The following is a 17654-nucleotide window of genomic DNA, read 5'->3' as shown; positions in this document are numbered from 1 at the left end:
GGCGTGGACGACCCCGTTGTCCTCGACCGCGCCGTGGACCTCCAGGCCGGGCCGAAAGCCGTCGTCGAGCATCCCTTTGAGGGTCGAAAGCGCGATCTCGTCGCCGAACGCGTTCACGATGGAGGCCGCCGGCGTGGCGAGGACCGTCTGTCCGAGGACGCGGATCGCGGCGTTGTCGAGCGCCACGCCGTTATCGTCGACGGGGCCCCGCACCTCCCGCTCGATCGCAACCTCGGTCATGGCGCCGGTGAGGAAGTTCCCTCCGATCGTACCGAGGACGGTGACCGACATCCCTTCCCGGAGACTTGCGATTCCCCGTCCCCGGTCGTCGACCACCGCGACGGAGGCGTTGTCGGCGAACTCCGTCCCGGCGACACGGATGCCGCCGAATCCGGCGATCGGACCGATCGCCGTCCCGTCCCGGTCGCCGGAGCCGCCCGGCCCGAAATCGGACAGGTCGACGGTCGGGCAGGCGGCAAGCAGCAGCGCCGCCGACAGGGCGAGGAGAAGCCGCCGCGCGGTCCGGGCCCCCATCATTCCTTCCCCGAGAACAGCCGGTCGAGCCTGCCGGCCCGGATTCCGGACAGGATCCCCTGGTGCTGCCAGCGGACCTTTTCTCCGACCGCTTCGCGCGACGCCTCCTCGATCCCGAGGTCCGCGTAACGGTTCTCCTTCGAGAAGACGATGCGCCCGTCGAGGAACACGAGCGTCTGGACGCTTCCCTTCCCGGGGCCAAGGTCCTCCGTCTGGACATGGAGGTTCCGGCCGTCGCGGGCGGCCACATCGTTCAGGCACAACAGGGAGCCGGCCGCCGGCATGGACGGATGGGGCGCGGCCGGCATGGCGGACCGGCCTTCCCCGGCATCGTCGTCTCCGCCCGCGGAGCCGGACGCCACGATCCGCCGGGCGATCTCCCGGTAGGGTTCGGCGGCGGCCGCTGGACCGGAGACCATGACGGGCGTCATCGTCCGGACCGACCGTTCGATCTCCGCGCTCCGCGGGATGCAGCCGAGGAGGGGAAGCGGAAGCTGGAGGTACTGCATGGCGATGCCCGCGAGCGCCCGGTGCACCGTCCGCCCCACGGAATCCGTCGTATTGTTGATGACAAGCCCGAGGTTCAGCTCGCCGATCAGATCCGTGATCCTCTTCGAGACGGCCGGATCGACCTCCTTCATCGACTCCACGACCTCGCCGATCTTCCGGACCTTCCCGGTTCCCGTCCCTCCGAGGAGCGCCGCCAGCGGCTCCCGGATTCCCGGCGCGGCGCAGGCCGAAAGGAGCTTCCTCCGGACGGCCAGCTTCAGGAACTCGTACCCGCTCAGGATGGCGGTAGGCTCCGGCGTGGTCACCAGGATGCCGATGTCCGCCATGTTGAAGAAATCGAGGTTGTTGAAGGTGGCGCCGGCGCCGATGTCGACCACGATGTAATCGGCCGGCAGCCTGCCGACCGCCCGAAGGATCCGCTGCTTGCGGGCGTGCCCCGGGTTGGCGAGGTCGATGAAATCGGTGGCGCCGCAGACGAGGTGCAGGTTCTTCACCGCGGTCGGGACCAGCACGTCATCGATCGTCCCGACCGTCCTCCCGACGAACTCGTTCAGCGTCAGCGGCGGGTGCTTGATCCCGAAGAGTGTGTGGACGTTGGCGCCCGCGAGGTCGGCGTCGAGGAGGATGACCTCGTACCCTTCGAGCGCGAGCGCGCAGGCGGTGTTGGCGGCGACCAGGCTCTTGCCCACGCCCCCCTTCCCGCCGCCGACCGCGCAGATGACGCCGTGGAAATTCTCCATCCGTTGATGGTAATACCGGAAGGGATTCCAGACAAGAATCGCCGCGACGCGGTGATAGGATACATCCCATGTCCGCGCTCCTGGATTCGTTCGCCAACCGGCGCATCTTCTTCGTCCTTCTCCTCGGATTCTCCTCCGGGATCCCGCTCGCGCTGACCGGGACCACCCTCCAGGCGTGGATGGCGACGGAGAAGGTCGACCTGGCCGTGATCGGCGTCTTCTCGCTCGTTGGGCTGCCGTATGCCGTCAAGTTCCTGTGGTCCCCTCTCATGGACCGCTTCGTCCCGCCGTTCCTGGGCCGGCGGCGCGGGTGGATGCTGTTGACGCAGGCGGCCCTCTTCGCCGCCGTCGCCGCGATGGCGTTCTCCCAGCCGAAGGCGCACCCGGGGATCCTGGCGCTGCTCGCCTTCCTCGTCGCCTTCTGCTCTGCAAGCCAGGACATCGTCGTGGACGCCTACCGCACGGAGATCCTCCTCCCGGAGGAGCTGGGACCGGGGGCGGGGGTGCACATCCTCGGCTACCGGATCGCGATGCTCACTTCGGGAGCGGTCGCGCTGATCCTCGCCGACCGGATGCCCTGGCGGCTCGTCTACCTCCTCATGGCGGGATCGCTGGCCGTCGGGATGGCCGCGTCGCTGCTCTCCCCCGAGCCGGAGCTTCCGCCGAAACGGCCACGGTCGCTGCGGGAGGCGGTCGTCGAGCCGTTCCTCGAGTTCTTCGGCCGCCCGGGCGCCGTCGGGATCCTGTCGTTCATCGTCTTCTACAAGCTCGACGTCGTGATGGCCACCGCGCTGACCACGCCGTTCCTTCTCGAGCTGGGGTTCACGAAGACCGACATCGGGGCCGTTACGAAGGGGCTCGGCATGGCCGCCACGATCCTCGGCACCCTGGCGGGCGGCGCCGTCGTGGCGAAGGAGGGGATGAAGGCGTCGCTTTGGATCTTCGGGATTCTGCAGTCCGTGTCGACGCTGACCTTCTACGCGCTGGCGAAGCTGGGGTACCACTACCCGATGATGGTGGCGGCGATCGGAATCGAGAACCTGTGCAGCGGGATGGGGACGGCGGCGTACGCCGCTTTCCTGATGAGCCTGTGCGACCGGCGGTTCACGGCCACGCAGTACGCGCTGCTGACCAGCCTGATGGCGGTCACCCGCGTGGTCGTCGGCGCGCCCACGGGCGTCCTCGCCGGGACGTACGGGTGGCCGGCCTACTTCATCGTCTCGGCGCTGGCCGCGATCCCGGGACTGCTGCTCCTGCTGATGTACGACCGGTGGAGGTCGCCCAGTCCTGCCTGCGGGGCCTCCGGCGGGCGATGAAGATCGTGCCCAGCAGTCCCGAGCCGAACAGCAGGATCGACGGCGGAAGCGGCACCACGGACGCCTCGATCGACAGATAAGGCGCGGAACCCGCCTGCTCCTTGCTCCAGGAGATCGCGGACCACGAACCGGGTCCCGATTCCGTTTCGCACCTCAGGAGAAGGGACAGATAGCCGTCGCTCACGTCGGCCGCCGGGCTCCATGCGGACTCCGCAAACAGGTTCCATTCATACCATCCCCCCTCGACGGTCGCGGCCTTGCGGTCGAGGACCGGGCTGTCGTATGCGGGCCTGTTGCTCCAGGTGAGCGTTTCCTCGTTCCAGGCGTCCGACGCCACGTGGTGGAGCGAGATATTGAAATTGGAATTGTATAGATCGACTATGTAAACGCGCAGCGAGGCTCCGACGATGGCCTGTCCCGCGTAGTCCGCCAGGTCGAACTTGAAATAGGTGTGTTCCTGATATCCTGTTGCGTAATCATATCCGACGCCGTGCCAGTTGTATGCTCCGGTGACCTGGTTTGAATGAAACTCCCATGCCATCGCATCATCGGACGGCATCAGCAGGGCCGCCTCGCCTTCGCCCGGCCCGGCCAGCCCGATTGCCGCCATCGACAGGATCGTCGCGAGCACGACAAGCGCCTTGGAGTTCCCCATTCCCGGCCCCCCTTTATCGAGAAATCCTACCACCCCAAATGTCCAGTTATTAAAAGGAAAAAGCAATTTTCACGCCGACCGATAGCCAAAATAAAATCCTTATGAATCTAATGCATTAATCGACAGGACCTTTTCGGAGTACCGTTTTGACTGTGAACAGGATGCGCCATGATCGGTAATGTTTTTCCCACAATAAGACGCCACCGACAACAACCCTTCCGCATCGTGTAATGTCCCCGGAAAGGCCGCCCGGGCGAGGAAATCGCGCCCTTCGGAAGTGCGATCGCCTTCGTGCCGCCTGTGTGCGGCGGGGCTCCTCGCGAACCTCGTCGAGGGGAAGAACCCGAAGCCCGTCGCACCGATCGTCACCCCCGTCGTGCAGGAGATCGTCCCGGTGGACGCCTTGTGGGGAAGAAACGCGGTCGATACCGTCGACGCGCTGTCGGGCCGCGGCGTGTTCGCGCCGGGTCAGTCGAAGTCGGAGTAGATCTCCCCGAAGTTGAGCCCGAGGTACTGCGCGTCCTGCTCCTGGCGGAGGATGTTCCCCTTGGCGTACTGCAGGTCCTGGCTGATGCTGCCGTTGCGGATCCCCGCGTACGCCTCGACGAATGCGGCCAGGTGGTCGGCCCGCTTGACGAGCTCCCCGTCCTTCGGGTTGAAGGCGTCGTCGTTGTACTTCTCGTGGATCTCGGCCGCCGCCGCAGGCGTCACCTTCCCGTCCACGGTGACGAAGTTGTCGAACTCGTGCTCGGCGAACATCCGGAAGTCGGCGTGCCAGCTTTCCGGCAGCAGCCCGTACACCTCCTTGTCGAGCATCTCCTTCTCGTATCCCTTGATCAGCTCGGACAGCCCCTCCACGGAACGCTTCACGGGGGAGATGATGTCGCGCGTGAGGACCTCCGGAAGGTCGTGGAACAGCCCCGTGAGGAAGTTGTTCACGCAGCGCCGCGCGCACGCCTTGATCTCGAGCGAGAACAGGTAGGAAAGGATCGCCACGTACAGGGAGTGCCCGAGGACCGAGGTCTTCGGAATCCTGTGGAGGTGGGCCCAGCGGGTCTGGAACCGTAGCTGCCCGCACAGGTCGATGAAGTTGCGGTAGCGCCGCTCCTCCGACAGGAGCGCGATCCCCTTCAGGTCGCCGAACCCTCCGACCTTCCGGTCGAGCTCGGCCCGGATGTCGTCGATCTCGTACCCGCCGGGATTGGCCCGCTCGACGATCCGGAACTCCCAGCGGGTGGCATAGAAGTGCGCCGCGCTCAGGATCCGCCGCTCGATCCCTTCATCCCCGTCGCCGAAGTGGTCCTGGTACCGTCGGCAGAACGGCTTCCCGAGGGGGGAGATGACCGGGCGCAGCTCCCCGTACACCCAGTCGTTGAGCTGCTTGTACTTCTTCGCGTCCGCCTTGATCTTGTAGTAGATCTGGGGTTTCAGGTCGGTGATGACGATCCGCTGGAGCAGCTCGAAGATCCCCGCCTCGATCAGCTTCTGCCAGGAGACGGGGCTTCCTCCCTCCTCCTCGAAGCGGGCGAGGAAATGGGCGATGATCATCTTGTGGGCCTGCTTGTCGAGCTCGATCAGCTCGACCGGGCGGATCTTGTCGTTCCACCGCTGCATGTAGGCGGCGTCCAGCAGCTTCAGCAGCAGCGCCTTGCGGATCATCGCTGGTCGCGCTCCACCAGGTTGATCTCGATCCGGCGGTTCTTCGCCCTCCCCTCGGGAGTGGAGTTGTCGGCCACCGGCTTCCATTCGCCGTAGCCGACCGCCGAAAGCCGGGCGGGGTCCAGCCCCTGTTCCTGCAGGAACCGGGTCACGTTGATCGCCCGGGCCGCGGACAGCTCCCAGTTCGTCGGGTAGCGGCTCGCCAGGGCGGCGGAGATCTGCACGTTGTCGGTGTGCCCCTCGATGCGGATGGACTTGTCCTCGACCCCCTTGAGGGCAGGGACGACCTTCCGCAGGATCTCCCCGCCCGCCTTCTTCACCTCGGCCCGGCCCGATTCGAAGAGGATGGAGTCGACCATGTTCACCGTGAGCTTCCCTTTCAGCTCCGAGATGGTCACCTGCCCCTGCGCGATCTCGGTCTTCATCTTCTCGAGGAGGTCCTCGTAGGTGGTGCTGACCTTGCGGACCTGCTCCTCCTTCGCCTTCGCGAGCTGCGCGTTCTCCTTTTCGAGCCGCGCGTTCTCGGCCTCGAGGGCCTCCACCTTCCCGCGCAGCTCGTAGACGTTCTGCGAGAGGGCGTCCGAGCGCGCCTTGAGGAGCGCATTCAGCTCCTCCTTGTCGCGCGCCACCTTATCCCGCTGATCGGTGACGTATGCAAGATCGGCCGCCAGCCGGTCGCCCTTCGTCTTGAGGGCGGCGTTCTCCGCGGAAAGCTCCGCGTACCGGGCCTCCAGGTCGGCGTACCGGCGCGCGAGCGCGTCCACCTCGTCCGACTTCTTCTGGTAGGTGCTCTTCATCACGGTGCAGGAAGACAGCGCCGCGGCCAGGACCGCGGCCAGGACCGTCAGAGCGGCATTTCGCTTCATCGTCGGCCTCCCGGCTCCCCCCGAATCAGGGAGCGACATTCGCCAGGAAATCCCGGACCACCCCGGCGATCTTGTTCTTCACGCCGGGCTTTCCTCCCTCCGGCGGCTTCTCGTATTCCAGCAGGAACGCGTCGTGCCCGTGGATCGTTTCGAGCTCGATGCAGGCCACGGCGAGCCCGTTCCGCATCAGGGCGTTGCGGATCTCGTGGGACTGGTACGTCGGGTACAGCCAGTCGGTGTCGAACGAGACGATCAGGAACTTCGCCTTCACGCCGGAAAACGCCTCCTCCAGGCCGCCCGACGGGCCGTGCAGGTCGAAGATGTCGATCGCCTTGGTGATGCTCAGGTATGAGTTCGCGTCGAACTTCCGGTCGAAGACGAACACGTCGCCCTGGTGCTTCAGGTAGCTCTCCACCTGGAACTCGACCGCGGAGTGGTATCCGATCGTCCACGGCTCCCAGTGCCGGATCTTCCCCGGCCCGCGGGTCCGGAGCTGCCGCGCCCTCCCGAACTTCTCTTGCATCTTCCGGTCCGACAGATAGGTGATGAACCCCACCATCCGCGCCACGGCCAGCCCCCGCTCGGGGACGACCCCCTGGTCGTAGTAGTCGCCGGCGTGGAAGTCGCGGTCCGACAGGATCGCCGCCCGCCCGACGTGGTTGAAGGCGATCTGCTGCGGCGAGTGCCGCGCCGTGGTGGCGATGGGGATGGCGGAGGCCACCCGGTCCGGATAGGCGATCGCCCACTGGAGCGCCTGCATCCCGCCCATCGATCCCCCGACGACCGAGAGCAGCTTCCGGATGCCGAGGTGGTCGACGAGGTGGCGCTGCGCCCTCACCATGTCGCCGATGGTGACGACGGGAAAGGCCAGGCCGTAGGGGCGGCCGGTCTCCGGGTCGGTCGAGGAGGGTCCGGTGCTGCCGTAGCAGCTTCCGATCACGTTCGGGCAGATCACGAAGTGCTTATCGGTGTCGAGCGCCTTCCCCGGCCCGATGAGGAAGTCCCACCACCCCGGCTTGTCCTTCTTCGGGTCCTGCCCCGCGTGGTACCCCGCCGCGTGGGCGCTCCCCGAGAAGGCGTGCAGCACGAGGACGGCGTTGCTCCTGTCGCGGTTGAGCTTTCCGTAGGTCTCGTAGGCGAGGGTGACGGGGCCGAGCTTTCCGCCGACGTCGAGCGGCATCTCGCGGGGAGGCTCGGCGAACGTGAAGCGCTTCGGCTCCACGAATCCCACGGAGCCGGGAGGAACGGGCGGTTTCATGAAGCCCATGATACCAGTATGATGAGGGGAACGGGAGGGGCGGGCATGGAGCAGACGGCTTTGTCGATCCGGTATTTCCTGGAGATGTATTTCCTCGGCGTCGTGAAGATCCTGCCGATCGTCAATCCGTTCAGCACGATCCCGCTGTTGCTCGCTTTGACGCCGGGGGGGAGCCCGGAAACGAGGGCGCGGGAGGCGCGCAGGTCGTCGTTCTACGCCGCGACGATCCTCATCGGGTCGCTGCTCGTGGGAAGCCTGGTCATCGAATTCTTCGGGATCTCCCTCGAGGCGCTGCGCATCGCCGGAGGGCTGGTCATCTCCATCATCGGGCTGCGCATGCTCTTCCCCGGGCCGGAGGCGAGCACCGTGTCCGACCCGCTCGGCGGGCAGGGGACGATGGACATCGCCCTGATCCCGCTGGCCATGCCCTCCTTGAGCGGCCCCGGGTCGATCGCCCTCGTCATCACCGAATCGACGAAGCTCTTCGCCATCCGCGGCATCGCCGTTAAGGCCCTTGGCATCGGTACCGCCGTCGCCTCGATCGCGACGGTGGGGTTGATCTGCTGGCTCGTCCTGCGCTCCTCCAACCGGATCGCGCGGCTTTTGGGGGACCACGGGATCGAGTCGATCAAGCGGTTCATGGGGTTCCTGCTGATCTGCATCGGAGTGCAGTACATCGCCTCCGGGATCCAGCAGTTCTTCCTGCCGGCCTAGCCGGTCAGCAGGTTGACCGGGTTCTCCAGGAGCTTCCGGAGCTCCTGCAGGAAGCGGCCCGCCTGGGCGCCGTCCGCCACCCGGTGGTCGACCGACAGCGTGGCCTTCATGACCGCCGCGACCCGCACCCCGTCCCCCGCCGCGACGGGGCGCCGTACCACCGCCCCCACCGCCAGGATCGCCGCCTCGGGCGGGTTGATGATGGCGGTGAACTCGTCCACGTCGAACATGCCCAGGTTCGACACGGTGAACGTGCCGAACCCGACGTCTTCCGGGCGAAGCTTTCCCGAACGGGCCCGTTCGGCCAGCGCCTTCGACTCCGCCGCGATCGCCTTCAGCGTTTTCCCGTCCGCGTCGCGCAGCACCGGGGTGATGAGTCCGTCCTCCAGCGCCACCGCGATGCCGATGTTGACGCGGGGATGGATCTCGACGGAGCCGTCGCGCCAGGAGGCGTTCAGGGACGGGTACCGCGCCAGCGCACGGGCGGCCGCCGCGACGACGAAGTCGTTGACCGACACCTTCCCGTCCGCGGGGGCGATGCGGTTGAGCTGCTCCCGCATCCGGGTCGCCTCGTCCATGTCGATCTCGACGGTGACGTAGAAATGGGGGGCCGTCGTCTTGCTCTCGACCATCCGGCGGGCGGTCGCCTGGCGGATCCGGTTGAGGGCGACGGTCTCCCCCGCCTGGACGGCGGGCGCCGCGGAGTCCGCCGCGGGCGGCGCGGCCGGAGCCGCCGTTCCCTCCGCCGCGATCGCCGCCTCGACGTCGCGCTCCAATATGCGGCCGCCGGGGCCGGAGCCCTTGACCCCGGACAGGTCGATTCCGGATTCCTCGGCCTTCTTTCTCGCCACCGGAGACGCCTTCACCCGCTCCCCGGCGGGGGCGGGCTCCGCGGCCGGAGGGGCTGCGGGCGGCTTTTCGGAGGGAGCCTCGGGCGCGGGAGGCGCGGCAGATGCCGCGGGAGGTGCTTCCGCCGGAGGCGCCTCTGCAGGCGCCCCGGAATCCGGGGACGCAGGCGGGGGCGCTTTCTTCTCCGGGGCCTTCTCGCCCGCGGCGCCGATCGTCCCGATCACCGTCCCCACCGGGACGGTCCGTCCGGCCTCGACGGCGATCCGGGTGATCGCTCCCGACACGGCCGCCTCGATCTCCACGGTCGCCTTCTCCGTCTCGATCTCGGCGATGGCCTGCCCCTTCTCGACCCGCTCCCCTTCCTTGACCAGCCATCGCGACAGGGTGCCTTCCTTCATGTCGAATCCCAGCGAGGGCATGATCACGTCGATCGGCATGCGCCACCTCCCCATGCGTTTTCAGAGATTTTGAGATCAAGCCAACATCGTTTTCACCCTGTCGATCACCAGCTTCTCGTCGGGGAACATCATCTCCTCGAGGTTCTTCGCGTACGGCATCGGCACCTCGACCTGGCCGAGCCGCTCCACCGGCGCGTCGAGGTCGTCGAACCGGTCGCGGCCGATCCGCGCGGCGATCTCCGCGCCCATGCCGAGCGTCGTCCAGTCCTCCTCGACGATCAGCGCCCGGTGCGTCTTCTTCACCGATTCGTACACCGCCCGCATGTCGAGGGGGCGCAGCGTGCGCAGGTCGACCACCTCGCACTCGATCCCATCCTTCGACAGCGTCTCCGCCGCCGCCAGCGACGTGTGGAGCATCCGGGAATACGTGACGATCGTGACGTCCTTCCCGGCGCGCTTGACCTCCGATACGCCTATCGGCAGGGTATACTCGCCGTCCGGCACCTCCCCCTTCACGCCATACAGACGGAAGTGCTCGATGAACATTACCGGATTCTCCGAACGGATCGCGCTCTTGAGCAGCCCCTTGGCGTCGTACGGCGTCGCAGGCATCACGACGGTAAGTCCGGGAACGTGGGCGAACCAGGCCTCGAAGAACTGCGAGTGGGTCGCCGCGAGCTGCCCCCACCCCGCGGGAGTGCGGATGACCAGCGGCACCTTCGCCTGCCCCCCGAACATGTAGCGGATCTTCGCCGCGCTGTTGACGATCTGGTCCATCGCCACCAGGCTGAAGTTGACCGTCATCAGCTCGGCCACCGGCCGCAGGCCGCCCATCGCCGCTCCCACCGCCGCGCCGACGATGGCCGCCTCCGCGATCGGCGTGTCGATGACCCGCTTCGCGCCGAACTCCTCGTGGAGGCCGCGCGTGACCGCGTAGGTCCCTCCCCACACGCCGACCTCCTCCCCTAAGATGATGACGTTGGGGTCGCGCGCCATCTCCTCCCGGAGAGCTTCCCGCACCGCGTCACGATACGTTTTCAGGGCCATGGCTCTCCTCCGCCAGCACGTCGGCGCACAGCGCGGACGGATCGGGATCGGGGCTTTCCTCCGCGAAACGGATCGACTCTTCGACGACGGCCTCGATCTCCTCCGCGATCCCCTCCAGTTCATCCTCCTTCGCGGCGCCGGTCTCCAGCAGGACCTTCCGCCAGCGCAGGATCGGGTCGCGCGGCTTCGCCTCCTCGACCTCCTCCTTCGTCCGGTACCGCTGCGGGTCGCCCATCGAGTGGCCCCGCAACCTGTACGTCGTCATCTCGAGCAGGCGCGGCCCGCCCCCGGCGCGCGCGGCATCGGCAGCCTCCCGCACGGCGTCGCGCACGGCCAGGAGGTCGTTCCCGTCGATCCGCAGGCCGGGGATGCCGAACGCAGCCGCCTTCTGATGAATCTCCACGACCGCGGAGGCCCGCTCTACCGGGGTCCCCATGCCGTACCGGTTGTTCTCGACGATCGCGATCATCGGCACCTTCCAGACCGCGGCCATGTTGAGGCCTGCGAAGAACGCCCCGATGTTGGTCGCGCCTTCGCCCATGAAGCAGGCCACGACGCGCGGCTCGTTCCGGTACTGATTCGCCAGCGCCAAGCCGGCCGCCATCGGAACGTGCCCGCCGACGATGGCGTACCCGCCCCAGACGTGGCGCTCGAGGTCCGCCAGGTGCATCGAGCCGCCCTTCCCCTTCGAGACGCCGGTCGACTTCCCGTACAGTTCCGCCATGATCGCCTTCGGGTCGACGCCGCGCGCAAGCACGTAGCCGTGGTCGCGGTAATGCGTGATCACGTCGTCGTCGGGACGCAGCGCCGCCATGGCGCCGACGGCGATCGCCTCCTCCCCGATGTACAGGTGGAGGAAGCCGCCGATCTTCCCCCGCCCGTACGCTTCCTCCGCCCGCTCCTCGAACCGCCGGATGAGGAGCATCTTCCGGTACATGTCCATCGATTCCGGCCGGTCGGGGGCGCTTTCCTTACGGGCCGGCGCGGGCCGAACCGTTCCTGTCGTCGCGTTCATTCGCTGCCTCCTATGCCCATTCGCCCATTATGATGCGCTTTTGCCGGAATTCGTTCGGAAGCCGCGCGCTTCAATATCGTCATCGAGGCGGGGGCGGTTTCGAAATTGGAAGCCGTCCGCGGCCCGGCGGATCGCCGGCTCCTTGAATATCAGGGAGTTGTCCGCTTCTTTTCCCTGGTATGCAAATTGCGGGAGAACGATCGGTTCGTCAGGGAGGAAACCGCCATGAAGAACCGTTCGGAAGCGTTCCTCAAGCGGCTGCTCACCCCCGTCACCATCCTGATGGTCCCCCACGCCGGGGAAAAGCCCGTCAGCATACGGGTGCCCGCGCTGGCGGTCCTCGCTTCCGTATTTCTTTTCCTCGCCGGAACCTCTTACGTCCTGTCGGTGGCGGTCCATGCGGCGGAGTATCGCCGGATGCAGGAGAGGGTCTCGTACCTCTCTTCCCGGTTCCGGGAAATGGAGCATGTCGTGATTTCCCTGCGGCAGGCGGAGCGGGATTTCCGGAAGCTGTTCGGCCTGAAATCGAAGACCGCCGTTCTCGAGTCGGAGGATCTCCCGGATTCCGGCTCCTTCGACCTGGAGACGCTCCGGGGGCGGATCGACGGCGCGATGCGGTCGGTCGCGGACATCCGCACCTACCTCCGCGACCAGAGGGACCTGTACCGCGCCACGCCGTCGGGACCGCCGGCTCCCGGCCCGGTCTCCTCCTCCTACGGGATCCGCCGCCATCCGGTGAGCGAAGAGAGCCGGCTCCACACCGGGGTGGACATCTCCGTCCCGGCCGGCACCGAAGTGAAGGCGACGGCCGACGGGATCGTCAGCTTCGCCGGCTGGACGGAGAACGGCGGCACCGTGGTGGTGCTGGAGCACGGGCGCGGGTTCCGGACGGCGTACGCGCACAACCGGGAGGCGACGGTGCGGGTCGGGCAGCGCGTCGCCCGGCGGGAGACGATCGCTTTTTCCGGGTCCACGGGGCTGTCCACCGGGCCGCACGTGCATTACGAGGTCTGGAGGAACGGCCGCCCCGCCGACCCGGCCGGCTACCTCGGGGAATGAGCGTGTTCGGGAAAGGGTCCCGTGCGCTGGAGACGATCGTGGGCGACGGCACGCTCGTCGCGGGACGGCTGACCGTGAAGGGGACGGTCCGCGTCGACGGGACCGTGGAGGGGGATATCCAGGCCGACTGGGTGGTCGTGGGCGAGCCCGGGAAGGTCCGGGGGAACATCGCGGCCCGGGGGATCCTGGTGGGCGGATCGGTCGAGGGGAACCTCCATGCGGCAGAGACGGTGGAGCTTGCCGCGAAATCCTCGACGGCCGGGGAGATCCTCACGCCGAAGCTGACGATCGCCGAGGGTGCGGTGTTCGAGGGGCACGCCCGGATGAAAGGGGACGCCGTTACGGTTTCTGCGGACGCCTGAGGTCGATGATCTCCATCCGGTTGTGCGCCTCGGGGTGCCGGGTCGAGGGACCTTCCGTCAGGATGGCGATATCCCCCATCAGTCCGTGCCGCTCCAGCCAGTCGCGGACGTACCCGTTCCAGTCCTCCGGCTTGTCCGGCTCGTGCACGGGATAGACGCCGCTGGAGAACGCGAGGTCCTGGCAGGTCTGGTGGTGCCGGCTGATCGCCACGACCCAGACCGGCAAACGGCACAGCGCCAGGCTCCGCGCCGTCGCGCCGCTGCGGGTCGGCACGAAGACCGCCGCGGGGGACGACAGCCGGATGCTCGCCTCGACCCCCACCGCGATGAGGTGCGCCGGCTTGAGCCGCCCCTTCAGCTCCACGCCCTCGAACAGCCGCTGCACCGCGAGCGGCTCCCGGGTCGGCTCCACCGCCGCCGCGATCCGGGCCAGCATCGCGACGGCGTCCACGGGGAATTTCCCCATGGCCGATTCCCCCGAAAGCATCACGCAGTCCGTGCCGTCGAGGATGGCGTTGGCGACGTCGGTGGCCTCCGCGCGGGTCGGCCGCCGGCTGTCCTTCATCGATTCGAGCATCTGCGTCGCGGTGATGACCGGCTTCGCCCGCCGGTTGGCCTTGAGCATCAGCTCCTTCTGGATCAGCGCCGTCCTCTCGACCGGAACCTCCACCCCCAGGTCGCCCCGGGCGATCATGATGCCGTCTGCCTCGTCGAGGATGTCGTCCATGAACTCCAGCGCCCGCGAGCGCTCGATCTTGGCGATGATGAAGGGACGGTAGTCGAGCGCCTCCGCCGCCTCGCGGACGGCGCGGACGTCGGCCCCGGTCTCGACGAACGACTGGCTGACCGCGTCGAGCCCTTCGACGGCAGCGAACTTCAGGTATTCGCGGTCGCGCTCCGTGAACGCGCTCATTCCCAGGTCGATGTCCGGGAGGTTGACCCCCTTGTGCGAGCGCAGCTCCCCGCCCACGACCACCTTGCAGGCGACGTCGTTCCCCTCGACCGAGAGCACTTCGAGCTGGATGATGCCGTCGTTCAGGTAGAGCGCGTCGCCGCGCCGGACCACCCCGGGAAGCCGCTTGAAGGACACCGACACCCGCTCCCGGCTCCCCATGACGTCGTCGGCCGTGAGCGTCATCGCGTCGCCCGTCTTCAGGATCACCGGCTCCTCCTGCAGCCGGCCGATGCGGATCTTCGGCCCGGACAGGTCGGCCATGATCGTGAGCCGCCTGCCGGTGGCGCGCGCTGCCGCGCGCAGGTTGGATATCACCTTGCGGTGGCTGTCGAAGGCGCCGTGGGAGAAATTGAGCCGGGCCACGTCCATCCCTGCGAGCAGCATCTGCTCCATGACCTCCTGCGACGAAGAGGCGGGGCCGATCGTGCAGACGATCTTGGTCTTGCGGTCGGGCAGCTTCATATCGAGGCGATCCCTCCGGTCTAAGTGAAAGATCCGAAATTGCGTAAGCCGTAGATCATCCCTTCCGGGGTGTCGTTCGTCAAGGATTATTATGGAAATTTTCAACCATCGTTTTACAATAACGCATATCTCTGATAACTATCGTTTTTCCTCTTCGATACGTGGCCCCGGCATCGGGGCCCGGCGCCCGCGCCGTACATGGTGCGCAGGCGAAAGGGGCGTGCGATCCACCGGTCCGCAACGGATCGAACGGACCGGAACACCGGTTTTCGGATTGCATCCCGCCCCGCGGTTTGTTTAGATAGTGTCCTGCTGTCCGGAACGGTATCCGTCCCCAAGCTCGAAACCGGAGAAAACGTTGCGGGAATTCCAGGGAAAGTCCGCCATCGCGGTCGGCGCACTCTTCACGGCCTTCGTCGGCTGGTCCCTATACGGCGCGATCGTGCCCGTGGAAACCTATCTTTTCCGCATGGTCCACATGTCCTTCATCTTCGGCCTCGCCTTCCTCGTCTACCCGGCCCGTCCGAACGCCGGCCGCTGGACCTTCTGGCCGGACCTGCTCCTGGCCCTCCTGGGCGTGGCTTCCATCGGCTACGCCCTCATCGACATGGATTCGTTCATCCGCCGCTCCACCCTGCCGGAGCCGGCGGACCTCCTCTTCGGCATCGCGGCCATCGTCCTGCTGCTGGAGATCTCCCGCCGCATCGTCGGCACCACCTTCACCCTGATCGTGGCGGGATTCCTGGCCTACATCTACTTCGGGAAATACTTCCCGGACATGATTTCCCACAAGGGATACGATCCGGACCGGATCGTCGGCCACATGTACATGACGCTGGAAGGGATTTTCGGCGTGCCGCTTTCGGTCAGCGCCTCCTTCGTGATGCTGTTCGTCGTCTACGGCACCTTCATGGACGTGGCCGGGGCCGGCAACTTCTGGCTGGACCTCTCGCTCGCGACGATGGGGAGGAAATCGTCGAGCGCCGGGCGGGGGGCCGTGATCACCTCGGCGCTGCTGGGCGGCCCCCAGGGAAGCGGGGTGGCGACCACCATGTCCGTCACTCCGATCATGTGGCCGATCCTTCAGAAGGCGGGATATTCGCCCAACATGGCCGCGGGACTGATCGCCACCGGAGGGATCGGCGCGGTCCTTTCCCCGCCGCTGATGGGCGCCGCCGCATTCCTCATCATGCAGTTCCTGGGCGTCGCCTTCTGGGACGTGGTCGTCATGGTGACCGTTCCGACGGTCCTCTACTACGCCGGAACGCTGTTCATCGTGGAACTGGAGGCGCGCAAGCACCGTTTCGAGCCGCCCGAGGCCGGAGCGGTGAAGGTACTGGCGGTGTTGCGCTCCAAGGGGTACCACCTGGTGTCGATCGCCGTGCTGGTGGCGCTCCTCGTCCTATGGAACAAGTCGCCCGAGTACGCGGCGCTGGGCGCCATCGCCGCGACGATCGCCACCAGCTTCCTGAGCAGGAACCGGGACGAATGGCTGACGCCCCGGAAGATCGCCGTCGCGATGGTCGAGGGAGCGAAGAACATGCTCCCGGTCGCGGTGCTCCTGGCGGCGGCGGGGCTGATCGTCGGGACCTTCACCCTGACCGGCCTCGGGCTCAAGATCTCCTCCATCATCATGTCCGTGAGCGGCGGCTCCCTGCTGGCCGCCCTGCTGCTGTCGCTTCTGGCCTCCATGGTCATCGGGCTGAGCCTGCCCATCACGGCTACTTACATCATGACGGTGGTCATGGTCGCGCCTGCGCTGGTCAAGATCGGGGTGCCGGAGCACGTGGCGCACCTGCTCGTCTTCTACTTCGCCGTCCTGTCCGAGGTGTCCCCGCCGGTCGGCCTCTCCCCCAGCGCGGCCGCGGCGGTCACCGGCGGAAATCCGTTCGGCGCGATGATGCAGGCCTGGAAATATTCCCTGCCCGCCTTCCTGGTGCCGTTCTACTTCTCGACGAGCACGGTCGGCCACAGTCTCCTGATCACGCACGGGAACTGGCCCGATTTCCTCCTGGCGCTTACGACCTCCGTCGTTTCCCTGCTGTTCGTCTCGCTTGGGATCATCGGGTACCTGCATCGGGCGATCTCCATGCCGGAGCGCGCGCTGCTGTTCCTCATGGCTTTGGCCATGGTGGTCTTCCCGATCGGCTGGTCCGTCGCGGGGCTGGCGCCGCTGGCCGCGGGCGGGCTGGTGCTGGCGAACAACCTCCGGCCGAAGGCCGGGGGAAAATAACTTCATCCTTCAAGGAGGCATGCCGTGAAAACGAGAGGGGCCAAATCGATCGTCCTTGCCGTGCTGTTCCTCGCCGCGTCGACCTGGATCGCGGCGGACGCGAACGCCGCAGCCAAGCTCTCCTTCAGCATCGTCACCGGCGGCACCGGCGGCGTCTGGTATCCGCTGGGCGGCGCCATCGGCGGCATCGTCGGGAAGTACGTCCCCGACACCGAGGCGACTTCCGAGGCGACGACGGCCGCGATCGACAACATGAAGCTGCTGGGCGCCGGGAAGGCGGGGATGGCGTTCGCCTACGACTATCACGTCGTCTGGTCGAACGACGGCAAGGTCCCCGGGATCCCGAAGAAGCAGAACATCCGGCTGGTGATGGGCTTCTACGAGCAGCCGCTGCACATCGTGACGAAGGAAGGGACGGGGATCACGAACGTCCTGCAGCTCAAGGGCAAGCGCGTCTCCGTCGGCGCCCCGAACAGCGGGACGGAGGAGCAGGCCGACTACGTCCTCAAGGCGCTCGGCATCGACTGGAACAAGGACTTCAAGAAGGAGAAGCTCGGGGCCGGCGAGTCCGTCGCGGCGCTGAAGGACGGCAAGATCGACGCCTTCTTCTGGAGCGGCGCCGTCCCGACCGCCTCCATCATCGACATGGCCAACACCCCCGGCTCGAAGATGATCCTGCTGCCCATCGGCGGCGAGACCGCGGAGAAGATCTTCAAGGCGAACCCGGGCGTGTTCCACAAGACCGTCTTCCAGAAGGGAAGCTACAACGGCGTGGACCAGGACATCGATGCGATCGCCATCACGGCCGTCCTCCAGGCGATGGACACCTTCCCGGAGGACAAGGTCTACCAGATCCTGAAGGCGATCTTCGACAACAAGGCGGAGCTGGCGGCGGTGTGGAAGGGGGCCAACGCCCTCACGCCGCAGAAGGCCGTCGGGCAGGTGACCCCGGACGCGATCAAGTACCTCCACCCGGGGGCGCGGAAATTCTTCGTGGAGAAAGGCGTGCTGAAGTAGGGCCG

At 66.9% G+C, this 17654-nt stretch carries 17 protein-coding genes; 7 read left to right on the top strand and 10 right to left on the bottom strand.

The window, feature by feature from the left end:
• Together AB1346_00835 and AB1346_00830 are read right to left on the bottom strand one after the other, a co-directional pair.
• The coding region (locus AB1346_00835; protein MEW6718972.1) for a hypothetical protein at positions 1-534 on the bottom strand (534 nt) is incomplete at its 3' end.
• Positions 534-1784, bottom strand: coding sequence for a P-loop NTPase (locus AB1346_00830; protein ID MEW6718971.1), 1251 nt, complete (start codon positions 1782-1784; stop codon positions 534-536). The genes AB1346_00830 and AB1346_00835, both read right to left, overlap by 1 nt.
• 68 nt (positions 1785-1852) lie before the next feature.
• Between AB1346_00830 and AB1346_00825 the strand changes: the two genes are divergently transcribed.
• Complete coding sequence (locus tag AB1346_00825; GenBank protein ID MEW6718970.1) at positions 1853-3100, top strand: AmpG family muropeptide MFS transporter; 1248 nt, start codon at positions 1853-1855, stop codon at positions 3098-3100.
• Here the strand turns inward: AB1346_00825 and AB1346_00820 are convergent.
• Positions 2997-3755 carry a DNRLRE domain-containing protein gene (locus tag AB1346_00820; protein ID MEW6718969.1) on the bottom strand — a complete coding sequence of 253 codons (759 nt, stop codon included), beginning with the start codon at positions 3753-3755 and terminating at the stop codon, positions 2997-2999. The genes AB1346_00825 and AB1346_00820 overlap by 104 nt on opposite strands.
• A 277-nt stretch (positions 3756-4032) precedes the next feature.
• Between AB1346_00820 and AB1346_00815 the strand changes: the two genes are divergently transcribed.
• Positions 4033-4242, top strand: coding sequence for a hypothetical protein (locus AB1346_00815; protein ID MEW6718968.1), 210 nt, complete (start codon positions 4033-4035; stop codon positions 4240-4242).
• Here AB1346_00815 and AB1346_00810 read toward each other — a convergent pair.
• From AB1346_00810 to AB1346_00800, 3 genes are read right to left on the bottom strand one after another with little or no spacing between them, the layout of a single operon-like run.
• Entirely contained in the window at positions 4224-5414 is a 1191-nt protein-coding gene (locus tag AB1346_00810; protein ID MEW6718967.1) for an HD domain-containing protein, read from the bottom strand. The two genes, AB1346_00815 and AB1346_00810, sit on opposite strands and share 19 nt — an antisense overlap.
• A complete protein-coding gene (locus AB1346_00805) occupies positions 5411-6280 on the bottom strand; it encodes an OmpA family protein (GenBank protein ID MEW6718966.1) in 870 nt (289 codons plus the stop codon). Before AB1346_00805 ends, AB1346_00810 begins: the two co-directional genes overlap by 4 nt.
• A 25-nt stretch (positions 6281-6305) precedes the next feature.
• Positions 6306-7538 carry a homoserine O-acetyltransferase gene (locus AB1346_00800; GenBank protein ID MEW6718965.1) on the bottom strand — a complete coding sequence of 411 codons (1233 nt, stop codon included), beginning with the start codon at positions 7536-7538 and terminating at the stop codon, positions 6306-6308.
• A 45-nt stretch (positions 7539-7583) separates the two neighbouring features.
• Here AB1346_00800 and AB1346_00795 point away from each other — a divergent pair, with 45 nt between their 5' ends.
• Positions 7584-8252, top strand: a complete 669-nt coding sequence (locus AB1346_00795; GenBank protein ID MEW6718964.1) for a MarC family NAAT transporter — start codon at positions 7584-7586, stop codon at positions 8250-8252.
• On the opposite strand, the gene AB1346_00790 is transcribed toward AB1346_00795, so the two are convergent.
• From AB1346_00790 to pdhA, 3 genes are read right to left on the bottom strand one after another with little or no spacing between them, the layout of a single operon-like run.
• Entirely contained in the window at positions 8249-9538 is a 1290-nt protein-coding gene (locus AB1346_00790) for a dihydrolipoamide acetyltransferase family protein (protein MEW6718963.1), read from the bottom strand. The two genes, AB1346_00795 and AB1346_00790, sit on opposite strands and share 4 nt — an antisense overlap.
• Positions 9539-9574: 36 nt before the next feature.
• Positions 9575-10546, bottom strand: a complete 972-nt coding sequence (locus tag AB1346_00785) for an alpha-ketoacid dehydrogenase subunit beta (GenBank protein MEW6718962.1) — start codon at positions 10544-10546, stop codon at positions 9575-9577.
• Entirely contained in the window at positions 10524-11561 is a 1038-nt protein-coding gene (gene pdhA, locus AB1346_00780; protein MEW6718961.1) for a pyruvate dehydrogenase (acetyl-transferring) E1 component subunit alpha, read from the bottom strand. Before pdhA ends, AB1346_00785 begins: the two co-directional genes overlap by 23 nt.
• Positions 11562-11786: 225 nt before the next feature.
• On the opposite strand from pdhA, the gene AB1346_00775 reads away from it, so the two are divergent.
• Both AB1346_00775 and AB1346_00770 read left to right on the top strand, forming a co-directional pair.
• The gene (locus tag AB1346_00775; protein MEW6718960.1) at positions 11787-12620 is read left to right on the top strand and encodes a M23 family metallopeptidase; all 834 of its coding nucleotides are present in this window, start codon (positions 11787-11789) and stop codon (positions 12618-12620) included.
• A 2-nt stretch (positions 12621-12622) separates the two neighbouring features.
• The gene (locus AB1346_00770; protein ID MEW6718959.1) at positions 12623-12982 is read left to right on the top strand and encodes a polymer-forming cytoskeletal protein; all 360 of its coding nucleotides are present in this window, start codon (positions 12623-12625) and stop codon (positions 12980-12982) included.
• On the opposite strand, the gene pyk is transcribed toward AB1346_00770, so the two are convergent.
• A complete protein-coding gene (pyk, locus tag AB1346_00765) occupies positions 12960-14399 on the bottom strand; it encodes a pyruvate kinase (protein ID MEW6718958.1) in 1440 nt (479 codons plus the stop codon). The genes AB1346_00770 and pyk overlap by 23 nt on opposite strands.
• A gap of 358 nt (positions 14400-14757) precedes the next feature.
• Between pyk and AB1346_00760 the strand changes: the two genes are divergently transcribed.
• Positions 14758-16632 (top strand): TRAP transporter fused permease subunit, encoded by a 1875-nt coding sequence (locus tag AB1346_00760; GenBank protein ID MEW6718957.1) that lies wholly within the window; start codon positions 14758-14760, stop codon positions 16630-16632.
• 24 nt (positions 16633-16656) lie between these two features.
• The gene (locus AB1346_00755) at positions 16657-17649 is read left to right on the top strand and encodes a TAXI family TRAP transporter solute-binding subunit (GenBank protein MEW6718956.1); all 993 of its coding nucleotides are present in this window, start codon (positions 16657-16659) and stop codon (positions 17647-17649) included.
• Positions 17650-17654: the final 5 nt, after the last annotated feature.

This window comes from Thermodesulfobacteriota bacterium, assembly GCA_040758155.1.
In the GTDB taxonomy this organism is placed as follows: domain Bacteria; phylum Desulfobacterota; class Deferrimicrobia; order Deferrimicrobiales; family Deferrimicrobiaceae; genus UBA2219.
Note: the sequence above shows the minus strand (reverse complement) of the source record. Positions and strands in the feature narration are given on the sequence as shown.

Coding starts and splice junctions, on each gene's coding strand:
- AB1346_00795 (MEW6718964.1), top strand. CDS start 7,584: ATGGAGCAGACGGCTTTGTCGATCCGGTATTTCCTGGAGATGTATTTC.
- AB1346_00790 (MEW6718963.1), bottom strand. CDS start 9,538: ATGCCGATCGACGTGATCATGCCCTCGCTGGGATTCGACATGAAGGAA.
- AB1346_00830 (MEW6718971.1), bottom strand. CDS start 1,784: ATGGAGAATTTCCACGGCGTCATCTGCGCGGTCGGCGGCGGGAAGGGG.
- AB1346_00800 (MEW6718965.1), bottom strand. CDS start 7,538: ATGAAACCGCCCGTTCCTCCCGGCTCCGTGGGATTCGTGGAGCCGAAG.
- AB1346_00805 (MEW6718966.1), bottom strand. CDS start 6,280: ATGAAGCGAAATGCCGCTCTGACGGTCCTGGCCGCGGTCCTGGCCGCG.
- AB1346_00775 (MEW6718960.1), top strand. CDS start 11,787: ATGAAGAACCGTTCGGAAGCGTTCCTCAAGCGGCTGCTCACCCCCGTC.
- pdhA (MEW6718961.1), bottom strand. CDS start 11,561: ATGAACGCGACGACAGGAACGGTTCGGCCCGCGCCGGCCCGTAAGGAA.
- AB1346_00785 (MEW6718962.1), bottom strand. CDS start 10,546: ATGGCCCTGAAAACGTATCGTGACGCGGTGCGGGAAGCTCTCCGGGAG.
- pyk (MEW6718958.1), bottom strand. CDS start 14,399: ATGAAGCTGCCCGACCGCAAGACCAAGATCGTCTGCACGATCGGCCCC.
- AB1346_00825 (MEW6718970.1), top strand. CDS start 1,853: ATGTCCGCGCTCCTGGATTCGTTCGCCAACCGGCGCATCTTCTTCGTC.
- AB1346_00810 (MEW6718967.1), bottom strand. CDS start 5,414: ATGATCCGCAAGGCGCTGCTGCTGAAGCTGCTGGACGCCGCCTACATG.
- AB1346_00820 (MEW6718969.1), bottom strand. CDS start 3,755: ATGGGGAACTCCAAGGCGCTTGTCGTGCTCGCGACGATCCTGTCGATG.